Annotated in this window: 30 protein-coding genes and 3 pseudogenes; 11 read left to right on the top strand and 22 right to left on the bottom strand. The window is 34.7% G+C overall.

Annotated elements, in window-relative coordinates:
- Positions 1-83: 83 nt before the first annotated feature.
- Positions 84-485, bottom strand: coding sequence for a hypothetical protein (locus ACZ43M_RS04035; protein ID WP_464506158.1), 402 nt, complete (start codon positions 483-485; stop codon positions 84-86).
- A 179-nt stretch (positions 486-664) separates the two neighbouring features.
- Here ACZ43M_RS04035 and ACZ43M_RS04030 point away from each other — a divergent pair, with 179 nt between their 5' ends.
- Entirely contained in the window at positions 665-1,126 is a 462-nt protein-coding gene (locus tag ACZ43M_RS04030) for a hypothetical protein (protein WP_464506157.1), read from the top strand.
- 172 nt (positions 1,127-1,298) lie between these two features.
- Here ACZ43M_RS04030 and ACZ43M_RS04025 read toward each other — a convergent pair whose 3' ends face one another.
- From ACZ43M_RS04025 to ACZ43M_RS04000, 6 genes are all read right to left on the bottom strand, one after another.
- The gene (locus tag ACZ43M_RS04025; RefSeq protein ID WP_464506156.1) at positions 1,299-1,481 is read right to left on the bottom strand and encodes a hypothetical protein; all 183 of its coding nucleotides are present in this window, start codon (positions 1,479-1,481) and stop codon (positions 1,299-1,301) included.
- A 162-nt stretch (positions 1,482-1,643) separates the two neighbouring features.
- A complete protein-coding gene (locus tag ACZ43M_RS04020) occupies positions 1,644-2,099 on the bottom strand; it encodes a hypothetical protein (protein ID WP_464506155.1) in 456 nt (151 codons plus the stop codon).
- Between the two features lie 274 nt (positions 2,100-2,373).
- On the bottom strand, positions 2,374-2,958 hold the full coding sequence (locus ACZ43M_RS04015) for a hypothetical protein (RefSeq protein ID WP_464506154.1): 585 nt from the start codon (positions 2,956-2,958) through the stop codon (positions 2,374-2,376).
- 457 nt (positions 2,959-3,415) lie between these two features.
- Positions 3,416-3,544, bottom strand: coding sequence for a hypothetical protein (locus ACZ43M_RS04010; protein ID WP_464506153.1), 129 nt, complete (start codon positions 3,542-3,544; stop codon positions 3,416-3,418).
- A 218-nt stretch (positions 3,545-3,762) separates the two neighbouring features.
- Positions 3,763-5,013: a TnsD family Tn7-like transposition protein gene (locus ACZ43M_RS04005; RefSeq protein ID WP_464506152.1), complete on the bottom strand. Its 1,251-nt coding sequence runs from the start codon at positions 5,011-5,013 to the stop codon at positions 3,763-3,765.
- A 17-nt stretch (positions 5,014-5,030) separates the two neighbouring features.
- Complete coding sequence (locus ACZ43M_RS04000) at positions 5,031-5,663, bottom strand: TniQ family protein (RefSeq protein WP_464506151.1); 633 nt, start codon at positions 5,661-5,663, stop codon at positions 5,031-5,033.
- Between the two features lie 507 nt (positions 5,664-6,170).
- On the opposite strand from ACZ43M_RS04000, the gene tnpA reads away from it, so the two are divergent.
- From tnpA to tnpC (ACZ43M_RS03985), 3 genes are read left to right on the top strand one after another with little or no spacing between them, the layout of a single operon-like run.
- The gene (gene tnpA / locus ACZ43M_RS03995; RefSeq protein ID WP_464503324.1) at positions 6,171-6,497 is read left to right on the top strand and encodes an IS66 family insertion sequence element accessory protein TnpA; all 327 of its coding nucleotides are present in this window, start codon (positions 6,171-6,173) and stop codon (positions 6,495-6,497) included.
- Positions 6,491-6,850, top strand: coding sequence for an IS66 family insertion sequence element accessory protein TnpB (gene tnpB, locus ACZ43M_RS03990; protein ID WP_464503325.1), 360 nt, complete (start codon positions 6,491-6,493; stop codon positions 6,848-6,850). The genes tnpA and tnpB overlap by 7 nt, the downstream gene beginning before the upstream one ends.
- Positions 6,851-6,897: 47 nt before the next feature.
- A complete protein-coding gene (gene tnpC / locus ACZ43M_RS03985) occupies positions 6,898-8,520 on the top strand; it encodes an IS66 family transposase (protein ID WP_464507943.1) in 1,623 nt (540 codons plus the stop codon).
- 44 nt (positions 8,521-8,564) lie between these two features.
- Here tnpC (ACZ43M_RS03985) and ACZ43M_RS03980 read toward each other — a convergent pair whose 3' ends face one another.
- The 4 genes from ACZ43M_RS03980 to ACZ43M_RS03965 are packed head-to-tail and all read right to left on the bottom strand — an operon-like array spanning position 8,565 to position 14,886.
- Complete coding sequence (locus ACZ43M_RS03980; protein ID WP_464506150.1) at positions 8,565-10,133, bottom strand: TnsD family Tn7-like transposition protein; 1,569 nt, start codon at positions 10,131-10,133, stop codon at positions 8,565-8,567.
- Positions 10,134-10,148: 15 nt separating this feature from the next.
- Positions 10,149-11,879 carry an ATP-binding protein gene (locus ACZ43M_RS03975; protein WP_464506149.1) on the bottom strand — a complete coding sequence of 577 codons (1,731 nt, stop codon included), beginning with the start codon at positions 11,877-11,879 and terminating at the stop codon, positions 10,149-10,151.
- Complete coding sequence (locus tag ACZ43M_RS03970; RefSeq protein ID WP_464506148.1) at positions 11,863-14,031, bottom strand: Mu transposase C-terminal domain-containing protein; 2,169 nt, start codon at positions 14,029-14,031, stop codon at positions 11,863-11,865. The genes ACZ43M_RS03975 and ACZ43M_RS03970 overlap by 17 nt, the downstream gene beginning before the upstream one ends.
- Positions 14,032-14,046: 15 nt before the next feature.
- Positions 14,047-14,886 (bottom strand): TnsA endonuclease N-terminal domain-containing protein, encoded by an 840-nt coding sequence (locus ACZ43M_RS03965; RefSeq protein WP_464506147.1) that lies wholly within the window; start codon positions 14,884-14,886, stop codon positions 14,047-14,049.
- Positions 14,887-15,278: 392 nt separating this feature from the next.
- Between ACZ43M_RS03965 and ACZ43M_RS03960 the strand changes: the two genes are divergently transcribed.
- Entirely contained in the window at positions 15,279-15,431 is a 153-nt protein-coding gene (locus ACZ43M_RS03960) for a penicillin-binding transpeptidase domain-containing protein (protein WP_464506146.1), read from the top strand.
- A 437-nt stretch (positions 15,432-15,868) separates the two neighbouring features.
- Here ACZ43M_RS03960 and ACZ43M_RS03955 read toward each other — a convergent pair whose 3' ends face one another.
- Positions 15,869-16,123 carry a hypothetical protein gene (locus ACZ43M_RS03955; RefSeq protein WP_464506145.1) on the bottom strand — a complete coding sequence of 85 codons (255 nt, stop codon included), beginning with the start codon at positions 16,121-16,123 and terminating at the stop codon, positions 15,869-15,871.
- Positions 16,124-16,720: 597 nt separating this feature from the next.
- Here ACZ43M_RS03955 and ACZ43M_RS03950 point away from each other — a divergent pair.
- From ACZ43M_RS03950 to ACZ43M_RS03940, 3 genes are all read left to right on the top strand, one after another.
- Positions 16,721-16,930 (top strand): hypothetical protein, encoded by a 210-nt coding sequence (locus tag ACZ43M_RS03950; protein ID WP_025910116.1) that lies wholly within the window; start codon positions 16,721-16,723, stop codon positions 16,928-16,930.
- 125 nt (positions 16,931-17,055) lie between these two features.
- Entirely contained in the window at positions 17,056-17,496 is a 441-nt protein-coding gene (locus ACZ43M_RS03945; protein ID WP_464506144.1) for an Hsp20/alpha crystallin family protein, read from the top strand.
- 2 nt (positions 17,497-17,498) lie between these two features.
- A complete protein-coding gene (locus tag ACZ43M_RS03940; RefSeq protein WP_058005451.1) occupies positions 17,499-17,684 on the top strand; it encodes a hypothetical protein in 186 nt (61 codons plus the stop codon).
- A gap of 115 nt (positions 17,685-17,799) precedes the next feature.
- Here the strand turns inward: ACZ43M_RS03940 and tnpC (ACZ43M_RS03935) are convergent.
- Positions 17,800-18,687 (bottom strand): annotated as a pseudogene (gene tnpC, locus ACZ43M_RS03935) (IS66 family transposase); the annotation flags it as partial.
- Positions 18,688-18,689: 2 nt separating this feature from the next.
- Positions 18,690-19,271 (bottom strand): annotated as a pseudogene (locus ACZ43M_RS03930) (transposase); the annotation flags it as partial.
- Positions 19,272-19,501: 230 nt separating this feature from the next.
- On the opposite strand from ACZ43M_RS03930, the gene ACZ43M_RS03925 reads away from it, so the two are divergent.
- Complete coding sequence (locus ACZ43M_RS03925; RefSeq protein WP_464506143.1) at positions 19,502-20,071, top strand: YitT family protein; 570 nt, start codon at positions 19,502-19,504, stop codon at positions 20,069-20,071.
- Between the two features lie 108 nt (positions 20,072-20,179).
- Here the strand turns inward: ACZ43M_RS03925 and ACZ43M_RS03920 are convergent.
- The 8 genes and pseudogenes from ACZ43M_RS03920 to ACZ43M_RS03885 form a co-directional block, all read right to left on the bottom strand.
- Positions 20,180-20,314 (bottom strand): annotated as a pseudogene (locus tag ACZ43M_RS03920) (DUF1657 domain-containing protein); the annotation flags it as partial.
- Between the two features lie 936 nt (positions 20,315-21,250).
- A complete protein-coding gene (locus ACZ43M_RS03915) occupies positions 21,251-22,111 on the bottom strand; it encodes a DUF421 domain-containing protein (RefSeq protein ID WP_464506142.1) in 861 nt (286 codons plus the stop codon).
- A 29-nt stretch (positions 22,112-22,140) separates the two neighbouring features.
- Positions 22,141-22,347 (bottom strand): DUF1657 domain-containing protein, encoded by a 207-nt coding sequence (locus ACZ43M_RS03910; protein ID WP_464506141.1) that lies wholly within the window; start codon positions 22,345-22,347, stop codon positions 22,141-22,143.
- Between the two features lie 12 nt (positions 22,348-22,359).
- A complete protein-coding gene (gene spoVAE / locus ACZ43M_RS03905; RefSeq protein ID WP_066321951.1) occupies positions 22,360-22,710 on the bottom strand; it encodes a stage V sporulation protein AE in 351 nt (116 codons plus the stop codon).
- A 1-nt stretch (position 22,711) separates the two neighbouring features.
- The gene (gene spoVAD, locus ACZ43M_RS03900; protein ID WP_464507942.1) at positions 22,712-23,725 is read right to left on the bottom strand and encodes a stage V sporulation protein AD; all 1,014 of its coding nucleotides are present in this window, start codon (positions 23,723-23,725) and stop codon (positions 22,712-22,714) included.
- Positions 23,725-24,204, bottom strand: coding sequence for a stage V sporulation protein AC (gene spoVAC / locus ACZ43M_RS03895; RefSeq protein ID WP_066321952.1), 480 nt, complete (start codon positions 24,202-24,204; stop codon positions 23,725-23,727). The genes spoVAD and spoVAC overlap by 1 nt, the downstream gene beginning before the upstream one ends.
- Before the next feature lie 17 nt (positions 24,205-24,221).
- Positions 24,222-24,695, bottom strand: coding sequence for a YhcN/YlaJ family sporulation lipoprotein (locus ACZ43M_RS03890; RefSeq protein ID WP_464506140.1), 474 nt, complete (start codon positions 24,693-24,695; stop codon positions 24,222-24,224).
- 78 nt (positions 24,696-24,773) lie between these two features.
- Positions 24,774-24,980: a DUF1657 domain-containing protein gene (locus ACZ43M_RS03885; protein ID WP_066321969.1), complete on the bottom strand. Its 207-nt coding sequence runs from the start codon at positions 24,978-24,980 to the stop codon at positions 24,774-24,776.
- Positions 24,981-25,562: 582 nt separating this feature from the next.
- Here ACZ43M_RS03885 and ACZ43M_RS03880 point away from each other — a divergent pair.
- Positions 25,563-25,844, top strand: coding sequence for a hypothetical protein (locus ACZ43M_RS03880; protein WP_464506139.1), 282 nt, complete (start codon positions 25,563-25,565; stop codon positions 25,842-25,844).
- Between the two features lie 180 nt (positions 25,845-26,024).
- Positions 26,025-26,300 carry a hypothetical protein gene (locus ACZ43M_RS03875; protein ID WP_251473389.1) on the top strand — a complete coding sequence of 92 codons (276 nt, stop codon included), beginning with the start codon at positions 26,025-26,027 and terminating at the stop codon, positions 26,298-26,300.
- Positions 26,301-26,399: the final 99 nt, after the last annotated feature.

Genomic DNA, 26,399 nt, shown 5'->3' with positions numbered 1-26,399 from the left:
TGTTACAGTTTTTATTCAATTAACCGTTACTTAAATAAGAAAAAGCATTACCGTTTTTCCAGTAATGCCCCCTTTAATAACCTCTATTCTTTTGTAAAGCTATTAATAATAAAGAATCCAGCTATTATAGTACCAAAACTAAATGCTGTTTTTGTGTAGGAAAGAATATTGGGAATCGGATACGAAAAGGGGAAAAACCAATAAAACGAAAAATAAATCATTGGTAAAGCTACAAGTGCAATCTTATAGTAATTAATTCTCCATCGACCCGTTTTATTAAATTCTTTTAAGATATTGGGAACTCCAAGATACATACCTATTGGGAAGTACATCAAAACAATAAGGATTTGCCAAGGATAGATTCGATACGTTTCATTAACCAATTTAATAAAATGTGAATTTATGTTGCTGATTATTACTAATAATAAAATAAAGCCAACCGAATATGCTAAATAGCCTAAAGCCCTTTTATAATTTAATTTCAATATAATTCCCCCTTCCATTATATATTAACTGAATTTTTCGATAATAACTATACCTATGGTGCTAAACTCCCTGTTAGTTGAACAAGAAGTACAGAATATTCTCGTGTTATTCATTACTATTTTGTTTGAATGAATCGATTAAACAATACCAAACTAATCTTAAAAAAGGATGTGATAAAGTGAAAAAAATGGGATTATTTCTTTTATTGTTTATAGTAACTACAACGATAATACCAAAGGACTCACAAGCTAACGTTTTGGAAAACTTACCTCGGACACTAGAAACAAAACAATGGAAAGTAACTGTTGGGAAACCAGACCATCCCGACCAAAAGCTCAACAAGTCTACAAGACCTTCGTTGTATAATGTATACAGCCTAGACATTAAAAATATTGGTGACGAAAATATTGAATTAGTAAGAATAGAGGCTTTTAAAGTCATACCTAAGTCAGCATCAACGTTATATGAACTGTTTACTGTCGAATATGACGAAGATAAGCCTTTAGGTTCTTCATTTCATCATTCCAATTTTCCTTTAGATACTAAGGCAATAGAAATAATGGTATCTGTAACGTGGAAACATAAAAATAGTGACCAACGAAAGTTTAAAGAACAATTCATTTTTCAACTTTCAAGATAACATAGAGGGATCTCCCTCTTTTTTTGATTATGTCTCGGAATTCTCAAGTGAATAATATGTGTCAAATACGTATTCTTATTCAACTAAACCGCCCCGTAGCGGAACAAGAAAAAGAGCCGCCACCGCAGCCCTTTGAACTCTTGCACCCGTCACTTCAATAAGGATTCAGTTACTATTGCCCTCCACCAGTGTATCTATTATCTCCCATCAAATAGTTTGAACTGTCCCCAGGCTTAGCATTTGGATTGGTTGGAATATGAGGGTTATTATTGTTTTTCTTTCGTTTGAAGTCGATTATTAAAGCAAATCCCAAAATACCGAGAATAAAAATAATAAAGAACCAAATTGCAGTCAAATTAAAACACCCCTCTCCCTTACATTATATTCCATAAAGTAATTTACAGCCATTTAAATTTAACCCTTATTAAAGTAACCTGCCCCGTTAGCTCAATAAAGAAAGGAGTTGCCGCAGCAACCCCTTGTTAAATGCTTGCACCTGTTTGCTTAAGAAAAGCGTTTAAACTTCATTTAATATTTCTTCAATATATTCCTTCAAATCCTCTTTTACTTCTTTCACTGATTCATCAAGTAGTTCACCGTTTATCTTGCTTCCAGAGATGTTTTTTGAAATCGGCATACCTAAGAGAGTCCGTTCACATTCCCAAATTTTTATTATATGCAAGTCAATAAATTCACCGTTTTTGTCAGTTTTATCTGATATGCCAATTGCAACTGAGGAACTGTACCCTGGCTTAAAAGGGTCATCACCCTCCTTATCGAAATCAGCATCTAATTCTAGGCTCTTCTTTGAAAAAACGGATTTATTCTCTTTTAACAATTTTTCGATATGTTCTTTTAATTCAGATTCAGTATCCTTAATCTTTATCTTTAGTTCTTCTGTGAAATCCTTTTGTTGATATTTCATAAATAGATCACTTCTCTTTAAATTAGGATAAATTAAAAATTCACCCAAGGGGGCGTAACATCCTTCTTGAATTAAACTGCACCATTAGTTCAATAAAAAATGACCGCCGCAGCGGTCATTTCTTTAACTTATGCACCCGATACTTTAATATGCACATTACACTTTTTTTATAACCTTCATTATCTTTTCTGCTCAGAGAAAGCTCAAAAAATTCATACAAGAAGCATGCCTATACTGTATTGTATTTCCCTTTTAACAAATTAAAAGGATCAAGCAGCAGCCCTTTTTTTAACCATTTTGGCTTATTATTTTGGGTAATATTTTAGTCTTTTAGTAAAAAATCTTTCTTGATTTTTTCAATATTCCTACTGGTTATTTCTGCAATATATTTCAATAGGTCATCATAATTTTCAACATTATTGAGTTTTTTGAATTTCTCGACATACCCCTCAAAACCTTTAAAATATTCACTTTGATAATTTGGGTTGTTATAAATTTTAATAAATTCAAGATAATCTTTTGTAGACATCTTATCTTTAATTTGAATAAGTATATCATTCCAATTATTAATTCTTTTTTTATGTATTGGCTTTTTTACGCCAATTTCTTTTTTTTCCTCATGTCTTATCTGTTGGATAAACTGTTCGATTTCATCTATATATTGAAAAAGTTCATTCCTATTTTGACTATCCAATTCCGTTAGTATTTTAGTTTTATAATGTAAATAACTATTATGCCTTGGATGCAATTTTTCGTCTGTTTTGGATTCTTTTTTCCACTTTTTTGCTACTCCTCCAATACTACCTACAACACTTATCAATGCAGCAATCTCTTTTTTGTTGTCTTTAACGAATTTTCCTGTTTTTTTAACACCTTCAATAACTGGTCCAATTGGTATTCTAGACATACTTGTCCCCCTTAAGTTAGAAAACAAAAGCATCTTAAAATAATAGGTTTTTTGATGACATATTCATCAACTATTATGGGTATCTTCTCATGTACCGAGTCTAGCCAATTATATTCGACGTTGGATAGAGCATTTCCTTCTTAAATTAACCTGACCGTTTGTTCAATATGACATTTAAAAAGAAGGCGACAATCCTTCTTGGTTCATCGCCTCCAATAGTTGAGGAACAAATTACTCTAGTCCCACCATACTGAAAAAACTTTATAATCAGTGATTAACTTGGGTGCTATCGGAGGAACACCAAAAGCGTACCCTTCATCTACTTCAGAAGGTTCCAATACATTAACCCATTGTTCTACCGTTGATTTTTCTGCGTTTGTTAATATATAAACTCTTTCTGAAAAAGCCCAATACTCTGCATCTGATGTTTTATAAAAAGTACTAATCCCAGGGTGTTTTAACAGATTACAGCCAATGGGCATTCATCTGTATTTCCTTCAAAGAAATCTTCTAGTGTAACGATTGGTGCTGTTTTTGCATTAGGATAACCTTGTGTAAATATTTTTTCTTCAAGATTTTTTCTCACCCTTACCTCCACATCCTTAATCAGCCTTTGATTCTTTTATAAATTCAACATCTGAATCTATAATCCTTGTTGAACTCTCCTGCCCGCTACTTCAATAAGAAAAAAGAAACGTAGCTAAGTTACGATCCTTCTTAAACTCTAGCACCCGATAACTCAAGAAATTATGCTTAAGTTAGGATCAAAAGGAATTGTACAAGTCCATAAAAAAACAGAGGATATTATTCACTAATATCCTCTACATCCGTATGCTCTTCTTTCGTTGGGTAACTATGGATTTCATAGGTAATTACCTCTTTTAAACTCTCTGCGAACTCTTTTTTTAATCCTGCTGCACGAATTACTTGCCATTCTTTAATCGATGCATTAGTTTTTCTTAACTCCCTGACTACATTCTTGATTCTTCTTATCTGAAATTTTTCCACCGTTTCTATACTTTTATTGACAATTACCAGTGTTTTAGGGAGCCGATTTATATATTTTAGAAACCACGCCAACCTACCTAGTCTTCGACCTATTTCATTTTTAGTTACTCTAGTTAATTTATTATTTTCAGATAAAATGTTATAAACAATTGATTCTACCTTCATTGCGATTTCTTCGTCCCGATTATTCCAATCCACCCTTACGACACCATTTATTGAATTAAGCCTTTGTTCATTGGATGGATAATTGTTTTTTAACCACTCTCTATCATTACGATATAACCAGATGTAAAGTTTTGGACTTATAGCTCTTAACTCTGTAATTGTTTTACCTACGTAGTCTTTCAGAAGTATCGCCCATTCTCTTCTGTAGTTCTTAATTTTAATGGTATTATAATTTGAGTTAATATTTATTTGTTCATCAACTTCTCTGATTAATTTTCTTTTTATTGTCTTTGGATCCACGCCTAACAGTTTTCCCATCTTCCGCAAAGATAATTTTTTTTGTTCCAACTCAGCTAACTTATCTTCCCATACTCTACCAAATTCTTTTATCCGACCAATTTTATATCTGTCCTCATTTGTTTTATCTGGCCCTTTTCTAGAAAAAACAAATCCACACAAACAAGAAAATGTGCCGATAGGATGGCCTGTTTTATAATCCCTGGTAATGTCACATGAAGTTACGACAGGTTTTTGAAAATGTTCCGCTGCTTTATTTAAGCAAATCCAAGGTCCATCTCCAAACGAGCTGTAGGAGACAGTCTCTATTTGGTTCACCATTTTAGGAACTGTTTCCCCTAAGAAGCCCAAGAATAAAATATGTCTTAAAGGATGACAACATATTTCAGGTTTTCTTAATAACTTATGTAGCCACGTATCCTCTCCCGATTCAACATAACAGCTTAAACTTTGAAGTAACTCTTCTCCATAGTATTTGCTGAACGAACTGATTAACTCCTTCCATCTAATCCTTCCTTGTACAGACGTCATCCCCATTTCCTGCACTTTTGCTACGTAATATTTCTGTAATTTTTTTAATTCCAAAGGTTCAATTTTGTTATTTAGTAGGTAATATGTCTGTTCAGCAATAAATAAATAATGTTCATATGCATTATTTGTATTACATCGTTAATGGATTCCCTCACATTCAATCCTAATTCAATTGGGACGAACTCCTGTTTATGTTTTCTTTCAGAATACCTAACAACGGAATCTATTAACCATGTTTTATGTTTGGGGCATATTTTCACGCCTTCACCTTGATGTGTCCTATGCCAAAATGCCTCTCCGTTAGTTTTTATTTCTTCAGTAACACACTTATAACAATATTTAAGATACTCATTACTCTTGATAGTACTTGCAACCCTCCCCAACTTCATAAAAATGGATATTCCATTATCTTCACTCATTACCCTTTCCAGCTCTCGATACCTATCTTTTTGGAGAAATGGGGCGTAGTAAGGCAGCATTGTATGTTTATCAATAAAAAAACTTGGATTATTTATTTTTGTTTGAGGTAGCCTTTGACACAACTTTTGTAAGTTTGCTGGGATGGTTGTTGATGCACAAACAGTTTTTACACCATATATATCCTCAACCGAATGCTTTGGATTTTCATTACCGGAGCATTGATGATATCTCGCAAACGCACTATATAATAATTCATCTTCATAAAGAAAAGGAAAGGATATCATATTATTATCACTCCTAGAGTAATTATTGATATCCTTCCCTATTTTTATGGTTTTAAGAACCTCATTATTTTATTCTTCACCTTGTAATTCACTAAGTACCTTCTCTATTCTGTGTTTAGTTTCTTCAGAACAACTTCTATATGATCTCCGAAATGCAAGAATGCTTTCCACCGTAACATTAACATATCCGCTTGCTTTAAGTTGAGAGAAAAGTGACGGTATATGTCTAACTTGATAGTCTTCTATACTTTCAATGTGAGAGTTTAATTCGGCTACGGTTAACGGAAGTTTCTCTTTATGGCTTAGTATCCGATGTTTATCCTTAACGTTTAATTTATTTAAAATTGAATATTGTTTAATTCGTGTTGGCGGATTAGACGCTAATAACATCTTTGCGGCCTTTCTAACTTGCAACCTTAAATCGTAAGCGTCAAATAGAATCCACCTATTAACATATATAGTACCTGTGAGATAATCTCTTCAAATCAAGGTTTGAGGAGGTTTTCTATGTCCAAGAGAAATAATCTAGAATTGTATAAAGAATGGGAGCGGAGGATCGCCCTTTACAAGACGAGTGGTCTAACCCAATCCAAATGGTGTGAAATCAATGAAATAAGTATTCATCAGTTAAAGTATTGGCTTTATAAAATCGATAGTTCTGATTCAAGCCAAAAATCCAATAACAAGTGGATACCGATAGCATTAGAAGAATCTGATGAGCAACAAAATGAAACATTAAATATTAAAGTTGGTTCAGCATCCATCGAGGTTAAACCTGGCTTCAATCCAAAACTACTGGCGGAAGTAGTAAAGGCATTGAAATCAGTATGTTAAAAGAAGTTACGGTAGATCGTGTCTACCTCGCACGAGGTAGCACAGATTTACGGAAATCTATCGATGGATTGGCTGCACTTGTAAAAGAAGAATTCGAACTAGATCCCTTTTCTTCAAGTCTATTTGTTTTTTGTAACCGGCAGCGGGACAAGTTAAAAATTCTTCAGTGGGAGCATAACGGCTTTTGGCTTTATTATCGCCGGCTGGAGAGAGGAAATTTTCATTGGCCATCTGAAAGTAATAGTACAGCTCCTTTGAAAATTAGTCCTCGACAATTGCGGTGGCTCCTCGATGGATTATCATTGGAACAAAAACATGCTCACCCTGTTGTAACGGCAAGAACAGTAATTTAAATAATGAAAAATCAGGGAATTCGCCCATTTTGTCGTATAATAAATTTATGAAAAAGACAGTGAATTCTACTACCCCAACCCCTACAATTGAAGAACTTCTGCAACGCTTGGAAATGCTGGAGAAGCAAAATGCAGAATTAGAGGCGAAGCTAAAAAAGCAGAGCTCGTTAGAGGCAAAATTAAAATGGACTGAAGAACAGCTTCGCCTTCTGCAGAAAAATAGATTCGGCTTTTCCAGCGAAAGAACTAACCCCGATCAATTGGAACTTTTCAATGAAGTCGAAAAAGAAGCCAATCCAGATTTGCCAGAACCTACTTTGGACTCCATTACCTATCAACGGCGCCGCAAAGTTAGCGGCCAACGTGAAATGATGTTAGAAAACTTGCCTGTGGAGACGATTGACTATCGTCTATCCCCTGAAGAGCAGGTTTGTTCGTGTTGTGGTGGAAACCTACATGAAATGAGTACGCAAGTACGCCAGGAACTGAAATACATTCCTGCGGAATTGAAAGTGGTCAAGCATATTCAACACATTTATTCTTGTCGCCATTGTGAGCGAGAGGAATTGGAAACTCCGATTGTAACAGCACCAATGCCTAGACCGGTTCATTCGGGAAGTTTAGCATCTCCATCTCTAATGGCACATATTATGAATCAAAAATATGTGGATGGGCTGCCATTATATCGCCAAGAAAAGCAATTTTCCAGATTGGGGGTACCGTTATCACGCCAAACTCTTGCCAATTGGATGATTCACGGGGCCAGCCGGTGGTTGAGTCCACTTTATGATCGCATGCATCAACTTCTTTTGGAAAAGGATATTTTGCATGCGGACGAATCGACTCTGCAGGTACTTCACGAACCCGGTCGGCCAGCCACGTCAAAATCATATCTCTGGCTCTACCGCACTGGAAAGGAAGGACCTTCAATCATCCTTTACGATTATCAGGAAACTAGGTCAGGTAAAAATGCCGAGAAATTCCTGTCAGGGTTTAAAGGATATTTACAGGTTGATGGATACGCCGGGTACCATAAGGTACCTAATGTAAAACTAGTCGGTTGCATGGCCCATGCTCGACGTAAATTTGATGAGGCTTTAAAAGTATTGCCTTCTTCAAAGCGTCTGACATCAGGAGCAGCAGCAATAGAAGGTCTCCAATACTGTAACCAACTATATCGCATTGAGCGTGATCTAAAAGAATTATCCCATGCAGAACGATACGAAAAACGTTTAGAACGCAGCAAGCCGGTCTTGGATGCTTTTTTGTCATGGCTAAAAATACAGCAGCAACAAGCGTTACCAAAAAGTGCTTTAGGTCAGGCGGTAACTTACTGTCTTAATCAATGGGATAAATTAGTGGCATACCTAGAGGATGGACGTTTGGAGATTGATAATAATCGAAGTGAGCGTTCAATCAAGCCCTTTGTGATTGGAAGAAAAAACTTCTTATTCTCAAATACACCGAGAGGTGCAAGGGCTAGTGCAATTATTTATAGTATTGTGGAGACAGCAAAGGAAAATGGGTTAAATCCATATTGTTATCTTCGCTTTCTTTTTGGGAGGTTACCCAACATTGATCTAACAGATAAAAATGCCCTGGATAAAGTGCTGCCTTGGTCAACAACACTTCCAATTGTTTGTAGAGATTTTAAAAACTTACCTAAATAATAACGCGATCCCCGCCTGGTTCACAGGTGGGGATTATTTTACGCTTACCTTAAATCGACATCCATTGAACAGTAGTCTAGTGTTTGTATTTTTAATGGTGGAAGGATTTCATCTAACCATTTCCTATCATTTTTTAATATCCACGCATATTCGGTTGGAGCAGTTTTTTTTAATTTGCTCCTTGTTAGGTCTTTCTGAGACGTCACTAGAATGCTTATTTTTTCTTTATATGATTCTTTTTGAATTTGATCAAAAGAAGCTGCAACCTCATTAAACCCAATTAACAGTTCATCTACTGTATCGTTACTTTCTATGTCAATTCCTTTAAACTTTCCGTTTTCTTTATACAGCTTTAGGAAATTTTTTATTGTAGGTATAGGAGTTCCTGTAAGGGCAGCAATATCATTTATTTTATTTCCAGAATCGTATAATTCTTTAACTTTCTCTTTTAATAAAAACCCCCACCGTTCTAATTGAAAACGTTCAGGTAAACTACCTTCCAAAAGTTGTTTACGCGTGTATACAAACCCACAGAAATCGCAGGTAAACCTCCCAATATTAATTTTCCCTGTAATAGTTCGTTTGCATTTAGTTATTGAATTTAACTGATATGAAGGACAAAAGGTATTGTAACACGGCCAGGGTCCGTTTCCAAATGGTATAGGTATCGAAAAATACTCAGCTTCCTCTAGCCATTTCTTTACTGTTCCTTCTAAAAATAATATTACAAGGAGGTAAAGAATAATAAATTTTGACATATATTTCTGATTTATAAAATAAGCTAGATGTTCCTTTGTTAAAGATTCCGAATATATACTTACTGATTCAAGAGTTTCTTTTCCAAAGTATTTTGTTAAATCATCAATTAACCTTTTCCTATCAATAAATCCTCTTATATCTATATAACCATTTTTTCCAATCATAGCGATAATTCTTGAAAATAAAAAATGGGATTCCATATTACCTGCGTGTTTTTTAAAATATTTTAGTTCACTAAATAGCCTTAACTTTAACTTATTTATTTTGCTTACTTCTACCTTTTGAGAATTCGGGCTAGAACAACATGGCTTTATAGATAAGGTTCCACTCAAAGTATTAGAGAAAGGCATATTACATTCAGGGCATTTTTCATTTAACTTAATTAGATGGATTGGGCAAAAATCTAGAAAATAAACTTGGTGATCTAAATGTGCAAATACTTCCCCGTTTCTTTCATAATCTTCTATCATGCACTCAATACAATACTTTACAGTTTTTGACAATACCGGTGTATGTCTTTGAATAGCTATTTTACCTACATAATTCTTTTGTGAACATCTCCCAAATAATATATCTTCTTCTACTTTTGCTAATCTATCAGCTTCAATGAAGGGTTTAAATAAAGAATACCAAGTATACCTAAGAATTCCATCTTTTAATACCTCAGCTTCCTGAGATAGTTTTTTTATCAGATGGGATATGTTTCTTGGAAAAAGTCCCAACTTTGACGAATCAATATCAAATAACTCTTTTTTAGTCTCTTTTATATCTATATTCCCAACTCGATTGTGATAACGAAATATTACACTTCTGTAGTCTTCATTTGGATATGGACAAGGAAAATAAATAAACATTGTGTTACCTCTAAATTAATTTATATGACTTAGCAATTCTTTACAGTCTTTTACTATCCCAGCTTCATATAATGACTCTTCTGCTGTGAACTTTCTTGCCTGACCTTGATTTACAACGAATCTGATATCTCCTTCTTCTAACATAGGTGCTATCTTTGTAGAATTTTTGGTTTTAAAGATAATACTATCTTTTTCGTCCGATTTTACTGCTTGGGCACTTTCTTTTATTGCAATTGCGGTTTTGGCAATTTGTGCACACATCGTCTCCTTTACTCCCATTCCATTGCTCGCTTCGTAAACAGATTTTGCAATAGATTTCGCCAGGTCCGGTTCAGATATAAGATTAGAGGCAAACATTATTAATTCTTCGAGAAGATTTTCTTTATTTCTTTGTTGAATGGCCCTGGAATGATCTATAGCTGTTTTTCCATAAAAATTCATTCGATGTGAAGCTTCTTTAATATACTCATTAAACGATTTCCAATCAGGTTGTATGTCGTCTAACTTGTCAACCTCTGAAGTATTTCCTCTTAAAATCTTATTAAAAACAGGTTGCAGAATACGTAAACTTTTTGAAGCTACTTCATTAATAAGTGATATTGTAATTTTCTCGTCTGTCCCATTTAATATTGCTTTTGCTTGTACATGTATGAATAACTTAACTGCTACATCCGGAATTCCTAGAGTTTGATGGTACATAGTGTGTTTAATATCAGCAGTTAACGGAGTATATGTTTTTGTATACTGTTGATCCCAAAGATTCTCTATAAATTCTTTCCATTCCCAGCTTTCCTCTAAAAAAAAACTTGTTACATTCTCCACATACATATCCGAAACTGCTCGACGAGAGTTTGCTAGAGATTTTTCAAAAAGGTACATCGCTTTGAATGTACCTATTATGATTACAGGTATACCAATTGTATTTACCAATTCTGTAATAAAATTAATCATTCGTTCATCACCGCCCGAATGAGCTTTATGAACGTTTTGTATTTCATCAATAACCAAAACGCCAAGATTTATTAGAGCCGCAACCTTAACCATCCTCTTTGCTAAATTATCTATTGTCCCTCCTTTTTCACCAATTTTTTCGTAATAATTAGTACCTAATAATTCATCAACCTTGGCATAAAAATTTCTAGTTAATGCCCCTACTGATTTTCCACTTGGGCATTCAATATGTAGCCAAAGTACCTGTTTCATTATTAATTGTTTATTTTTATACTCGGTATGGTGTATAACCTGAGGAAATAGAGACTTTAGAATACGTTCATATATTTTACTCTTCCCCATTCCACTTAACCCAATCTCAGCTAAACTCTGTGCTGTCTGAATATTTCCAGCAAAATTAGCACCATTTTTATCTAAGCCCTTCTCAAAAATCTTATCCCAACCAATTGCGAATTGACGGTTATACATTGGAAGCAACGGATTTCTTGATTGATATCCTATTTTAATCATGTTATATAGAGCTCTGTACTTATCATAGTGGCTAGGAAAAGGTAACCAGAAACTAGGCTTGATTTGTTGTACTAATGACAATCTTTCTTCAGCATCTAAGTCCAAGTATTCATCTTTAAAAGAAGGTACAGAATACAGTCGTTCAAAAAAATCTTCAACTTTGACTTTTCGTGGAATTGCCTCGATGAAAGGATTTCCTTTATGCTCTTCTATTATTTGTTCTTTATATTCTGCTTTACAATGTATACCTTTTAAATCTTTTAGATCCTCACTCCAATTTTCCACGACCTCTTCTTCCTTTCTTGCTTTTTTCTTCGAACACTTTTTGAATTTGATTCACATTGCTAAAGATAGTTGTCTGACTTTCTAATGGAAAGGAAATTACCTCTGCTGTAGTAATTTCTTTACTTTTTGTTGTAGCAGCAGTTATAGCATACTCGCTACCAACTTTTCTACTTTCAGATTTTTTTGTTTCTCTCTTGCTTTGTTGCCTCTCTGCAATGCTCATTCCTTCAGTAGCATCACTAGTTTTTGTAATAGCATCCTTAACCAGATTTTTAGCGAAAGCATGCAAAACCGCTTTATCTTGCTTTTCTTCTCTCTCCAATCTTTTGATTTCATCTTTTTTGTATTTCATAATTGCCTTAACGTCCTCTAAATGTAATCCTTCATATTCGTTATACTTACTTGTAAGAAAACATTGCTCTATTTTCCCGTTTTTTAAACGGATAAATATGCTACTAACATTTCTTGGATCATAACTTACTTTAATATCCTTCTTTCCATCAATTTCACACTCTACAAACCAGCCATTTTTTAAGCCTTTATCACTTGTATAATACATATCAGAAAACTTAATTCCTCCTCTCGTCACAGTTGCCTCTCCTCTAGGCAATAAATTATATATAAGTACATCACGTGGTTCCTCATGTAAAAGAGAAGTATTTTCTCCCCATTCCCAAATTCCTTTTGGTGTTAATTCTACTTTTTCATCAAACATTTCTTTAGTTACTAGGAAAGTTTGGGGAAGTGCACATTTATTAAATGTAAGAATTTGAACAATCATAAATTGAATAAACTCATAAATAGTCAAGGCAGCTTTTCGAGTTGGGTCTTCATCTCCACGCTCTATCATTTTAGGTGGTTTTGCTCCAGCCCTATATAATAATTCACGAATTTCATCATTGGTTAACCTAAAATGCTGTTCTACAAAAGGTTTTAAGTCCCCTCGATACGAGGGAGCATTGTCTACATCAACTTTAATATTGACAAGGTTTTCTGCCCATTTTCCTTTTAATTCACCACGGTCACCTGCTAGATATACAGGTAAGTTTTTACATGGCCAATCACTTTCATCTATATTAATCCCATATTGTTTACAGAATTCAACTTTATCGGATGCTGCATTAATCATTGCAACCATAAGCTCAATTTTTGAAGCAGGAGATAGACTTGCATGAAACCCCGCTATCATTCGACTATATACGTCTTTTACAATATATAATGTAGGGGTCCCAATTATGGTTTTTCTGTCTTCTGCTACCAAAATGATGTCTGCAGGAGTTGAATCGATTTCGTATACGTAACCAATACCTAATGCCCTTTCTGTTGCATCTCCGCCCAATGGCCTGATATCCATTTCTGCCTTTCTTTTACCTTTTCTATTGGAATACTTTTGAACATATGAAAACTCTTTATTATACCAGTACATAAACTGTCTTAAAGAAGGGGCTTTATCCGTCTCTACTATCGGAACCATTACACCATGTTTCCGATAAAAACCAGTATGATACCATTCTTCACGCATATGTTGATGGGTGGCTGTAAGATTCATTTTTTGTTCAATGTGAAATTTTCTTACTGCCTTTTTAAAGATTTCCCTATCCTTTTCTGTAACAATCCATCCATTCCCATCCTTTGATTTAGGTCCGGGGTTTTTCTTAAACTGTTTTGGTTTTGTTGTAACACCACATTCAAAATAGTTATTTAAGAGGGCATTTTTTGTTTTTCCATAAAACCAATACCTTTTTAAAAGTCTATATATTTCCTTCTTTGATCTCCCTGTTCTTTCTTTGGTTTCTTCAATTAATGGTCCCCGGTGTTTTGATAAATATATTTCGGGTTCAAGGCTGACAATGTCCTTTATTACTTCCCAATTAGCATCTCGATTTCTTTTGTACTTTTGTAAGTATTCTTCTTCCGGTGATATAAGCCTTATATCTGGATCCATCTCTAATATTTTCGCTCTATCTTCTTCAAGATCGTTTAAAAGGTCGTGATAGTTTATAATGTAGGGAAAACGCAAATTTTTATGGTCAGTTATATTCACTATATAAGTCGTTTCTTTATTCGGAGATATCCATAAAACTCGAATAATTTGGTTAGTTTTCAATTCCAAATCTAACAACTCAATAACAGTATTTTGATAAATTTGCATTTCATTAACCCCTTTCTAACCAACGTTATCAGTGCTTACAGATTGAGATTCTTCCAAGTTCGTTATTTTTAATGGATTTGAATTTCTTAATTTTAGATTCATATCGGCGCTCCACTTCTTACTGGCAAGCATATGTTTCAGGATAAACATACTTGTTCCAGATTCTATTCCAAAGATTTTGTCGCATCTAATACATAATTTACTTATAGGAGTATTTCCTTCATCCCGAAATATAATATTAAAAAGGTCGTGTTTGATTAGTGAAACTAACTCTTCATCCACTGTTGGTCTAGTACTCAAGTATCGCCCTTCATAAAACCACTCAATATTTGATATTAGTATATCTGGCATTCTTTTTTCGGTAATAATGCCCCAATCAATCCCTTGTTCTAGAAAATACCTCCTTTCTATTTCAAACAACTCCAATGTGCGCTTACTCAATTTCGAAGCAGGTTTCACTGTTCGTACTATATCAACCAACCCTTTTGAAGTTTGTATTGTGATCATAAAATCAGTAGTCATTACCACAGGGACCCCTTCAACATTTGCATGTTTAATACCAAGCTGTTCTGCAATTTCCTCTGTCCTGCTTTGTGGAAGTAAAGGAAACTGCTCTCTTATATCAACTACTTCATCAATCCATTCTAAGAAGTATAAAAATCTCCTTTCATGGTTAGACAGAGTGTTATGAATTCTTTGGGTTTTCCACCCTAAGTGTCTAGATATCCAACCTTCAGAGGCTACTTTGTTGTCATGTGCTTGGATAAATGGTTTATAATCCTTTCCAGTTCCCTGACCTCTTCCGTCCCTAATTTGATTTTGTTGTAACTTCTGAATCCTTTTCCCTTTTGACATGGTTTGACTTCCTCTCAAAAGAATACTGATTAAAAAGGGCAAAACAAAAAGCACCAATTAACATTGACTTTTAAAAAAGGCCAAATTAAAAAAGCATTAGTCTTAAACTAACAATTCCTAATGCTATTTAATTTTTGCCTTTTCTTAAAGTTTTTTTGTTAATTGGTGCTTCTAGTTCAAGATATAAACTAAATGCAACAATTTAGCCCCTTGGTAATGCTTTAGCCCTAAATTATCTATTACAAAAACAATATTTTCCAATTTCAATCTAATTTATTCAAATCATAAAATAACTCTTTGTAGTTACATACAATATTGTTTAGTTACCAACTATAATTAAAAGTTACCAACAATAATGTTCTAGTTACAAACATTATTGTTGGTGAACACTGATGCAGATTGCCCAGTATATTACAACCATAGCGAATGGCGGCTACGGTATGAAGCCTCAATTGGTAAAGGAGATTCGCGAACCCACTAAGAATGGTGATGAACCAGGAAATGTGATCGATGAAATTAACCCACTATGTGAATATGAGTGCTGAAATGATGAAGCGAGTCCAACAGGGCTTTTGGCTGGTTACCCATGGTTCTCAAGGAACAATGAATGGCTTTATTTGAAAAAAAGAGGATGAACATTACAAAAAAATTAAAAGGCAGATTAACATTATACACATTTAAGGTAAATAAAAAAGCACAACGAAAAATTGATATAAAGAAAACAAAAAAATTTGTGCTGAGTCTTTTTTATAAACACCATCTTTTAACAAAGATTTAAAAAAAAGATGCTATTTTTTTTACAAACGATTGAATTGGCTTAATTACTGTGGAAACATATAAAATTTTTCGATATGGAGAATAGCTATTGGGATTTATCATTACTTTATTAAGTATATGGTTTTGTAGTTTTATAATAGCAAGGGTATTTTGTTTATTCGGGGGTTAATGGAGCATATTCGGTAAAACCTTTTGGAAAAAAGATTTAGTTATTTGCTTTGCTCAAGCCTCCATAATAACGATAATACTTATATTCTTCTTTTCTAATGCTAATTCGTGATTGTACTTGACTAATTAATGTTTGTATTTGTGCAACCTCATTTGATGCTTGTTTTAATGCTTCTGAAGCAAGAGTAGTATTAGCAGCAGATTGTTCAATCGCTGAAGTTATCATATCTTTTACTATAGAAGAGGCTGCCTCTGCTTGTTTTAATTTATTTGTATCAATTTGATTAGCCATGCTACTTCCTCCTGTTTGTGGTTTAGTACAAAAGATAGAATGCCTCGAATAAAATGTTTTATCCTCAATTCTAAATAGCAATTATTCCTTTGGATAGACAATTATTGAGATTCCTTTCGTTTTAAAATTAAGCCAAAATATTACTAAAATAAATCTTCTGTAGCTTTGAAATAAAGTTGCAATACTAATAAAAAAGTCGCGATATTTTTAAGAAAGTCGCGACGTTTATAAAAAAGATGCGATGTTCTACCCCTTAACAAAGCACAAATTACAGACTTAAGCCTGATTTAAAATCCTCAATCAAGGATTCCCGAGTTGTTCTAAGAAGGGGTAGTGTCAGGAAAATGCGGTTCCTGACGGTACCCAATGTAGACTGGTGAGGAATGTGAAAATGTTAATACAACGTTTTAATTTCCTTCTCCCTGTAGAGTTGTTTTTTACTATGTGTCCCTTCAATTTTAAAATAGGGATATTAATCCAAGAATAAAAATAGGTAAACGCATATTCTGGATTAAAGTAAGCCCCCATTCAAACAACGCATATAAACACGCAGCACCTCCTGGTACGATACATGTATCAATCAAAGGAGGTGTTAGTATGCAACATAAAAAGTATTCACTGTATAAAAATGGAGTATACTTACATGATTTTGATACTATGACTGAATGCTCCAAATGGTTAGAGAATATTATAGGAGGCTCTTTGTATCAGGGCTTGAGCAGGATTAGAGATGGAAAATGGATACCTGATGAAAGGTCACAGCTTTTTGGATATGAGGTTAAAACTAATGACACTGAGGAGAGCTAATTAGGCTCTCCTTTTTCTGTAATAGGATGCTTTTCTAAAACTGACTCAGCTTATCCCTTAAATGAATAATTACATAATAAATGTAAAAAATATATTTGTTAAAAATAACTAAGGAGATGATACAAATGGCATTAATACCTTATGATCCATTTAGACAATTAACTAACATTAGGAGAGATTTTGACAGATTATTCAATGATTTCCCTTTTCATTTAGACAATGAAATGAATCAATTGGGGAATATAAGAGTGGATGTTCATGAAACAGATAAAGAGGTAGTAGCAACTTGTGAAATTCCAGGCTTACAGAGTAAAGAAGATGTAAACATTGATATTGAAAATAATGTATTGAGAATTAGTGGCTCAATTAACAGAACTAATGAGATTAAAGAAGAGAATATGCATAGGAGAGAAAGATACACAGGTAGCTTTCACAGAGCTATTACACTACCAACTCCTGTTTCTGAGGAAGGTATAAAGGCTTCTTATAAGAATGGTGTACTAGAAGTTATCATGCCTAAACAAACTCAAACAAATAAAAAGAGAATTGATGTGGATTTCCATTAAAAATGAGCAGTTTGCTACCTGTTATGAAAGAGTTTGGCAGGGATTACTTGCAGGAAATTGCTGAGGAACAACCTGACCTAGTTGATTTGCTAATTTTAAGCTGCCATTTACCTCAGGCAAAGAAAAAAATTATTTTAAATGAGCTGACTAATAATATTAAAAATTCCTACCAGCATTACTTCCTTTGAGGTAATGCTTTTCTTTTGTAAGCCCGAACTATAAAAAATAAGCATACCTTAACCGTACGCATCATAAATCACCGTATATCATGATTTTTTTAATCAGATATACGGTGATTTCATTTTATCTGCCACATTCTGCTTGGATCATTTTTGACCAAGGCATATATTGATTTAAAATTTCCGAATGTTGATAGATATCAAGATTCGGAAAATCCGTCAGTAACTTCAAGAGATAACGATAGAAATCCACTCCGTTTGCTTTTGCCGTTTCTGCGATACTTAAACAGATGGCGTTGGCTTTTGCACCAGCTTCACTGACGGAAAAGAGCCAGTTTTTTCGACCCATCACATTTGGACGAATGGCATTTTCGGCTGGATTATTATCAATTTCGATACGGCCATCCTTCAAGAATGCTTTTAGTCCATTCGCTCTGTTCAGAGTATATTCAGCTGCTTTCGCAAGCGCATTTTTGCCGTAGAATGGTGATTTTTCAACCCAGTCAAGGAATTTCTTAACGATTGGCAACGCAAACTTTTGACGTTTCTTTCTTCGCTTACTGGGAGACAGATGCTTGAATTTCCTTTCAAGTCGATACAAAGCATCACAATAGCTGACACCGATTTGTCCGTTCTTGCTGTTCGCTTTCATCCAATAACGGCGAACATGCGCCCAACAATTTGCGAAGGTGACGCCTTCTATTTTGTCATAGGCCGAATAACCATCACAGACAATCGTTCCGGAATAATCTTCAATGAAGCTTTCGAGAACAGACCGAGCACGTGATAATGAACTTTGAAACAGGACAATCGTTGGACCTTGACTGGGCACACTTCGATAGACCCAATTGTAGGCGTTAGACTGACCAGATTTGCCATCGGAACGGTTGATAATTTGTGAATACGTTTCATCGACATGTAGAATGGTTTTAGCCATCATCAAAGACTTCATTCGTTCGTAAATAGGCAATAGCCAATCGTGTGAGGCACGAATGACCCAATTGGAAAGGTTCTATTTCCCGGTCTTAGTTGAGCTTTTAGAAAATCACCTGTTATGCCATCAAAAGCAACCAATGGATGGAAACCAACTGTTCCATAATGAGAATTGTAAGATGCGGATTCCTGTTTTCCATACGTATCGGCATGTGTTGAATCCAAATCAATGATAAGTGCCTTTGAATCTCTAATTTGATGCACTTTGTCTAGAAGTTCTTGATTAGCTCGATTTAATTGCACAATAGATTCTTTATCAAACCTTGTAAAAAAGCGGGATAAACTAGGTTGGGAAGCTAAAGCTTCAGTTCCAATGATTTGCGTAAACACGGGATCTTTCGTTAATTGATCAGCAGCATCATCTTCGGAATATCCAGCAATAATTTGATAAATCTTTTGACGAAGCAAATTTTCATTCGAATGAAAAAAGTAAAGTCTTTCGTCTTTTAGTTGTAGGTATTTAGTTATTGTCGCTGAAAACCCGAGCTTCTCATCGAATTCTCTAAAAATGAATTCACCAGTATCAGAAGAAAGTGAACCTCCATCATTTGACAATTTAATTTGACGATTGAAATTAAGCGGTAATTGCGGTAAAGTAGCCATTATAAGAATCCTTTCTGGTGGTTATTTTGTGGTGATTTAACCTTATCAGAAATGGATTCTTTTTTCATTTATTTAGTGCACAAACGATTCACTAGAAAGCCCATTAGATAGGCGATAATAGCCTATTTTAGAAAATCTGTGAATAATTCAGGTTTAATTTTTCCTCTGCATTCTTACCTCATTCTTAACCTTAAAACCCCGACATATTATTAGATTAAAAATGAGACAAGGTGATTGTTATTTTTCAGAAATTAATTGCTACTCTTATTGGAAGTCTGTTATTAGGAGTTGGTGTGAATGGGTTCCTAGTTCCTCATCATTTAATAGACGGTGGAATTGTTGGAATCGCACTATTACTCCATTATTTTTTTAAATTTCCAACTGGTATTATAATGGTGGGGTTGAGTATCCCTATTTGTATATTTTCCTCATTAAATAAAAAAGAGTATTTTTTTAGTAGTTTGCAAGGCTTATTGGTTTCGTCCTTATTTATTGATTTACTTGCTCCTCTTCGTTTTCAATTTTTTATTCCCCAACTTGCAAGTGCACTAATTGGAGGTGCAATAATTGGAGTTGGAGTTGGTCTAATGCTGCGATATAAAACAAGCACTGGAGGAACTGACTTACTAGCTGAAATTATTTCCGAAACTTTTTCGTTAAATATTGCACTTGTAATTATACTGATAGATGGAATTATTGTGTTGGCAGGTCTGGCTTTATTAAAATTAGATGCCTTCCTTTATTCATGTATAGCTATTATCGCTGTGGGTTTCATAACATCCTTAATTAAAGGAAAATAATCTTTTATGGGACCAAAAGCTAACCTTTATTAAATTCCCTCCATGTTTTACCAGTAATGGAATGCTTAAAAAAGGTTGGTCTCTCAACCAACCTTTTCGCCATACTCATTATTGTTGTTTGTATTGAGGTTCTTCTTGTTCAATTTGTTGAACACGTGGTTCTACATTATTGCTAACGGATTGGGTTTGTTTAGCGGCATCTTGGTAGAGCTGTTTGGCTTGTTGATTGTTTGTACCAAGAGAAACAAAATCGTCCAGGACGAATGCCTAGTCGATTTTGTTTGTTTGTTCCTCTGTTATTTAAAGCAAGTCTTTTTCATGGCCATCGAAATTAGAAAAAACTCTGCGCTTTATATAGGTAAATGTCTAGACCTTGATCATTAAGGGAGCATAGTATAGCTTTGAATATTTAGAAAGTTAAAATCATAAAGGGAGTTGTTTTTTACTATGAATAGGGAAATTTGCACCTCTTGTGAAAACTATTTTTGGATAAATCAACTATCACTGTTACCTAATGATTGGCTTCGTACTGACCCGCGTAAATATTATTGCCCTAGATGCTATCCTGAAATCTTAGAAGAACAAACTAAACTTCTTTTTTATGAATTTTAGTTCGTTTAGTCCTAGGACTGTAACAAGTTATGCAAAGTTTTTAAGATGAACCATCGTCAAGGAAAGCGATCCCATTCGCTTAGTTCGGGACCAATGGCTTTGTTTTTGACCGCGTCTCGAGAAAGCGGTTTCTTTTTGAACGAAATTTTCAATTAAACATATAAAAAGGCAAAAATGATATAGAATAGTGTCTATTCCACTTTATTCTATATCATTTTTACTTTTAATCGTTTTTTGTTATTTTAGTTATCCTCAGTAAGTCTAGGATTAACAATCAAGGAAGTAATCATTCCAATAATACAAATTATCATGCAGGAAAAAAAGAATGCTTTTTATCCTACATATTAAACGCTGCTGTTACAATTAGATATCAATTAAGAAAATAAAAAATGTTCGTTTATGGAACCATGCAAATATAAATAAAGGAAGACTCAAAAGAAACAAACCTAATCCTGTTGGAAAGCGATAATCATAATGCAGGATAAGGGCAATACTTAATAAAGTTATTAACCCATATATGTTGTTCATTTTTTTGGAAATTTGAAAAATCAATGTATTTTTATAATTTCAAGCTTTTAAAATAGGGGTCACTTTATCAATAGCTTCTTGTAATTTTTGACTGTTTAACTTATACATTTGTTTGGCCTCCTTTGATTCAGTTCCAAGAGCAAACAACTCTAAGTCAGCTTGGCATTTTTTTAGAGTTGAAAGAATTAAAGGTCTTTCTTGGGGGGACGCAACTTGCAACTTATCATCGAAAAGGTCAACCATTAACTCTCCAAAAGAATTAATTTGTCCAAGAAATACATTTTCAACCGTAACCCCTAATTTATCTAACTCTGTATGTAACCATGCGCGACTTCTTCCAATTGTAGCTAGTGGTTCATCCATGATCACACCATCCATAATGACAGTTTGAGGCTCTTTGACGGAAGGGACTGATAAGTTTAAGGCTTTTGCTGTTAAAGGTTGGTTCTCCTTTTTTAACATAACGGATAAATCTCCTGTTGCCTCTAATACAGCGAATTCGACATCAGCTACCTGATAGACATCCTTCTTACGAAGTAATGCTAATAATTCATCTATCGTGTATCTTTCTTTTTTTAAATTATCTTCCATTATTTTTCCATCTTTGATAAATACAGTTGCTTTCCCTTCTATAAAATTACGAAAACCTTTGTTTTTTAAGGAAATTAAACCAGCGAAAAAGGGGATAGCAGCAAAGATGACAATTCCAATGACACCGTGAAAAATACTCCGTTCAAGTCCCATAGCTACTTCTGCACCAATACTTCCAATTGAAATACCGGTGACATATTCGAAGAAAGATAGTTCAGAAATTTGCTTTTTCCCTAACCACTTTGTAATGATAAATAAAACCACAACAAATAATGCTGACCGTAAAGCTATATCTAACCATTCAGGCACTGCTTGATACCCCCTGTAAATATAATTTACTAAAAACCTTTGTACTGAAATTCCTCATGCTCAATTTCGCCTATTCGTTTTTTTAAATCCGTTACTACCTCATGTAAAATCATCATAGTTTCATGTAGTGTACGTTTCGATTCAAAATCCAGAGTTCGTAATGCTAAACTTGAAAGACTGGCTTCTACACCTTTAAGGCTGGCAAGTGACTGTTTTACATTTGATGCGATTGTCATTTAATATTCTCCTTATCCTTTTGGTTTAAATATCAAGGCACCTATAAAACCGAAGATAATAGAAGCAGAAATACCCGCACTCGTGACTTCAAAAATACCTGTAATAAGTCCAACTAGTCCATGTTGTTCAGCTTCTTGCATGGCCCCATGTACAAGTGAATTTCCAAAACTTGTAATAGGCACTGTAGCTCCCGCCCCGGCAAAATCAATTAAGGGCTCATATAATCCAATCCCATCTAAAAGGGCACCAATCACTACAAGGGTACTTAACGTGTGCCCTGGTGTAAGTTTAAACACATCAAACATAATTTGACCAATGACACAAATGATACCGCCTATGACAAAAGCCCAAAAATAGATCATCTTATTGTTCACCTCCATATTCAATTGAAACCGCATGAGCAATGCAGGGAATGGTTTCGTTTTGCTGAAAGGATAACGGTGAAAGCAAAGCACCTGTAGCCACGATTAACATTCGTTTAAATTCACCTTTTTTCATCCGGTTTAACAGATGGCCATATACCACTGTTGCTGAACAGCCTGCACCACTTGCCCCAGCTAAAACAGGTTGTCCCTCCCGATAAATCATAAGACCACAATCTTGGTATCGTTCTTCACTAATAGGAGTTCCGTGCTTTTTAAATAGGTCCATTGAAACTTCCTGTCCAATCCGGCCCAGGTCCCCGGTTACAATTAAATCGTAATAAGATGGCTCAACATTTCGTTCCTTTAAATGGGCTTCAATTGTATCAACCGCAGCTGGCGCCATAGCTCCTCCCATATTAAATGGATCTGTCAAACCCATATCAATCACACGGCCAATGGTGGCAGAGGTGACACACGGTCCTTCCCCAGAATCACTTAAAAGAGCCGCACCAGCCCCAGTGACGGTCCATTGTGCAGTAGGGGGTTTTTGACCGCCGTATTCAGTTGGATAACGAAATTGTTTTTCAACAGCTGCATCATGGCTGGATGCTCCGGTTAATAAATATTTCGCTCCTTTGGTATTCACGATATAAGCACCTAGGGCCAATCCTTCCATAGACGTAGAGCAGGCACCGAATAAACCAAAATACGGGGCTCCAATTGTTCGACTAGCGAAACTTGTTGGGGTGATCTGATTGATTAGGTCCCCAGCTAGGATAAATTGAACTTGATCCTTTTGGATGCCCCCTTTTTCCATGGCTTTTTGACAGGCCTCTTCAAAAAGGATTTTATGCGCCTTTTCATAGGAATCCTGTCCAAGCCATAAATCAGCATGAAGGAGATCGAAATCTTCTGCGATTGCTCCGTTTGCTTCAAATGGTCCACCAACTGTTCCAGTAGAAAGTATGACGGGTTTTTGTTCGAAGATCCATGTACGATGACCTGCGAGTATCATAAACCACCCCACCTAATTAGAATTGTCTTTACTAATGCAATAACAAACGCAGAAAAAACACCAAATAATATAACAGCCCCAGCTAATTTAAACATATTACCTCCGACTCCTAATACAAACCCTTCGGTTCGATGTTCAATAGCAGCTGAAATGACAGCATTGCCAAAACCGGTAACTGGAACTGCTGAACCAGCTCCTCCAAATTGAGCAATTCGGTCATAAACCCCAAAACCGGTAAGAAGCATAGCAATAAAAATTAATGTACCCACAGTTGGATTTCCAGCCGTTTGGTCTGTAAAATCAAAATAATAAATAAAGAAGTCTTGAATAACCTGGCCAATAAGACAAATCAGACCACCTGTTATAAAGGCCTTTATACAATTTTTAAAAACGGGTCTGTCGATTTCTCGATTTTTTTGCAATTTTTGATATTCTTGTTGCACCGGGGTTAGTTGTTTCTTTTGATTATTTGACATAGCTTGCCCCTTTCTCTTTAAGTTTTCTCTTTCATTAGATTTTTAATTTTATTTAAATCTTTTTTTAAGCTCTTCTTATCTGTGTTGCCTTTTTGAAGTTTCTGTTCTAATTGTTCCAATTCCCAAATTATTTTTTTATCTGTGGAAACAATTATTTCATGGTTTGGGTACATTTTTTCCAAGTCGGATTTTATTGACTTCTCAATTTTCTTTAATCGAAAGCGATCAAAATTATCAACTTTTATTGCTGCAAAAAGCTCTTTTTCTGTATTCACAGCCTTTACATCTGAAATTTCTTCTTTGGCAATAATTTTTTCTTTAGCCCTATTGGCAACTGATTGATCGATGGGTTTAGTCGTATGTACCAGTGAAACACCTAAATCATTGTTATCCTTCTCTAATTGATTTTGATTATTGTTACATCCTGTTCCAAACCCAATCACGGCTAAAATGGAAAGAAAAATTTTCATTTTGGTTTTTTTGTCTTTCATGAAACCATCTCCGTTTTTCCCATTATTTAAGGCGCGTAAAAAAGGTTGGCCTCCCAACCAACCTTTTTTTCTTACTCATTATTGTTGTTTGTATTGAGGTTCTTCTTGTTCGATTTGTTGAATGCGTGGTTCTAGGGTGTCAATAACAGATTGGGTTTGTTTAGCAGCATCTTGGTAAAGTTGCTTTGCCTGTTGATTATCTGTACCAAGAGCAAATGTTTCGAAACTTGCTTGTGCACTTTTTAAGCCGGCTAATGTCTGTTTTACTTGAGTAATCACTGTCATGATAAAATCCTCCTTGAATTTTTTTACCTTTTTAGATTGTCAAATCAGAATTTTCTTCTTTGGCAAATTCTTTTCGGGAATATAGACCTAAAATTACTTTTGGCGAATAGCACGATTTTTTCTGTAGTAACCTCGTTTCCAGATCCCCATCAGTTCTTCTATTTGGTGACGATTATAGGATTGCGATGAATCATCTTTTTGGGTAATGTGTCTCATCTCAAATTTTTTTCACCGTTCCCTTTAGTGAACATCATTAAACATAGATGTTGCCTCTGCTTTGCTTTAATTTGGTTAGTAATCAATTTGATTTGCCATGCCATTCCTCCCGTTTATGATTTAGTACAAAAGTATTATTCTTCGAATAAAATGTTTTATTCTCAATTCTAAAAATTTTCCTATCCCCGGTATCAACCTCAGTATTTATTTATAATTCATTATAGGTATACAACGTTTTAATTTCCTTCTGCCTTCATAGTTCTTTTTTACCGTGTATCTCTTTCATTTTAAATTAGGGATATTAACCCAAGAATAAAAATAGGTAAATGCATATTCTGGATTAAAAATGAAATGAAGGTGCTTTTCATGAATCCAGAACCGCAATATGATTACAATTTATCTCAGGAAAATAATCAGGTTGAAAATTTAGACCAAAGGATTTGGGGTATAAGGCCATTTTTCTTTAGGCCCTTTTTTAGGCCATTCCCCTTTAGACCCTTCTTTTGGGGACCATATTGGGCTAACCCTTTTCTAGGCGGTTTATTAGGAGGTTTATTAGGTGGCTTATTAACGGGGTTGATATTACGACCATATGGATTTTGGTATGCTTATTATTATTATCCGTATTATCCGTATATTCTTTTTTAGCATCACGAACAAATGTTCGGTTTATCTTTCCATTAAAGAGATTATTACACTTAATAAACAAGAAAATGGGACCTCATTGAGAAGTCCCATTTTTTTTTGGGGAAAAATGATCCAATATAGGTAAAAAATTTTTTGAATACTACCAGTTAGAATAAACAAAGAATAAACGAGAAAATCACAATGGAAAGGGCGGTAAAAATGAATCTTAAGTGGTTAAGACTATTACCAACAGTTTTTCTTTCTATCTTCCTGTTATTGGGGTGTAATAATAGAGATGAGGATAATAATCCACCTCCACCTGAAGTGGATGTAAATCCAGGGACAGAAGAACCAATTGAAGATCCTCAAGACGCAGCAGATCCAGATAATATTGATGAAAATAATGTAAACACTGATAAAGAAGAACCAATTGAAGATCCTAAAGATGTAAATGACCCAGATAATAAAGATGAATAAAATTAAACACCGTTTGTTCCGCAAACGGTGTTTTTCTATGTATCAAGGCTCGAGGCAAAAGTCGATAGAGTGTGGAAGGCAATACCTGGGTAATCTCCT

It is taken from the genome of Neobacillus sp. B24 (assembly GCF_055381825.1).
The sequence above is the reverse complement of the archived record's forward strand: the minus strand, read 5'-3'. Positions and strand labels throughout refer to the sequence as shown.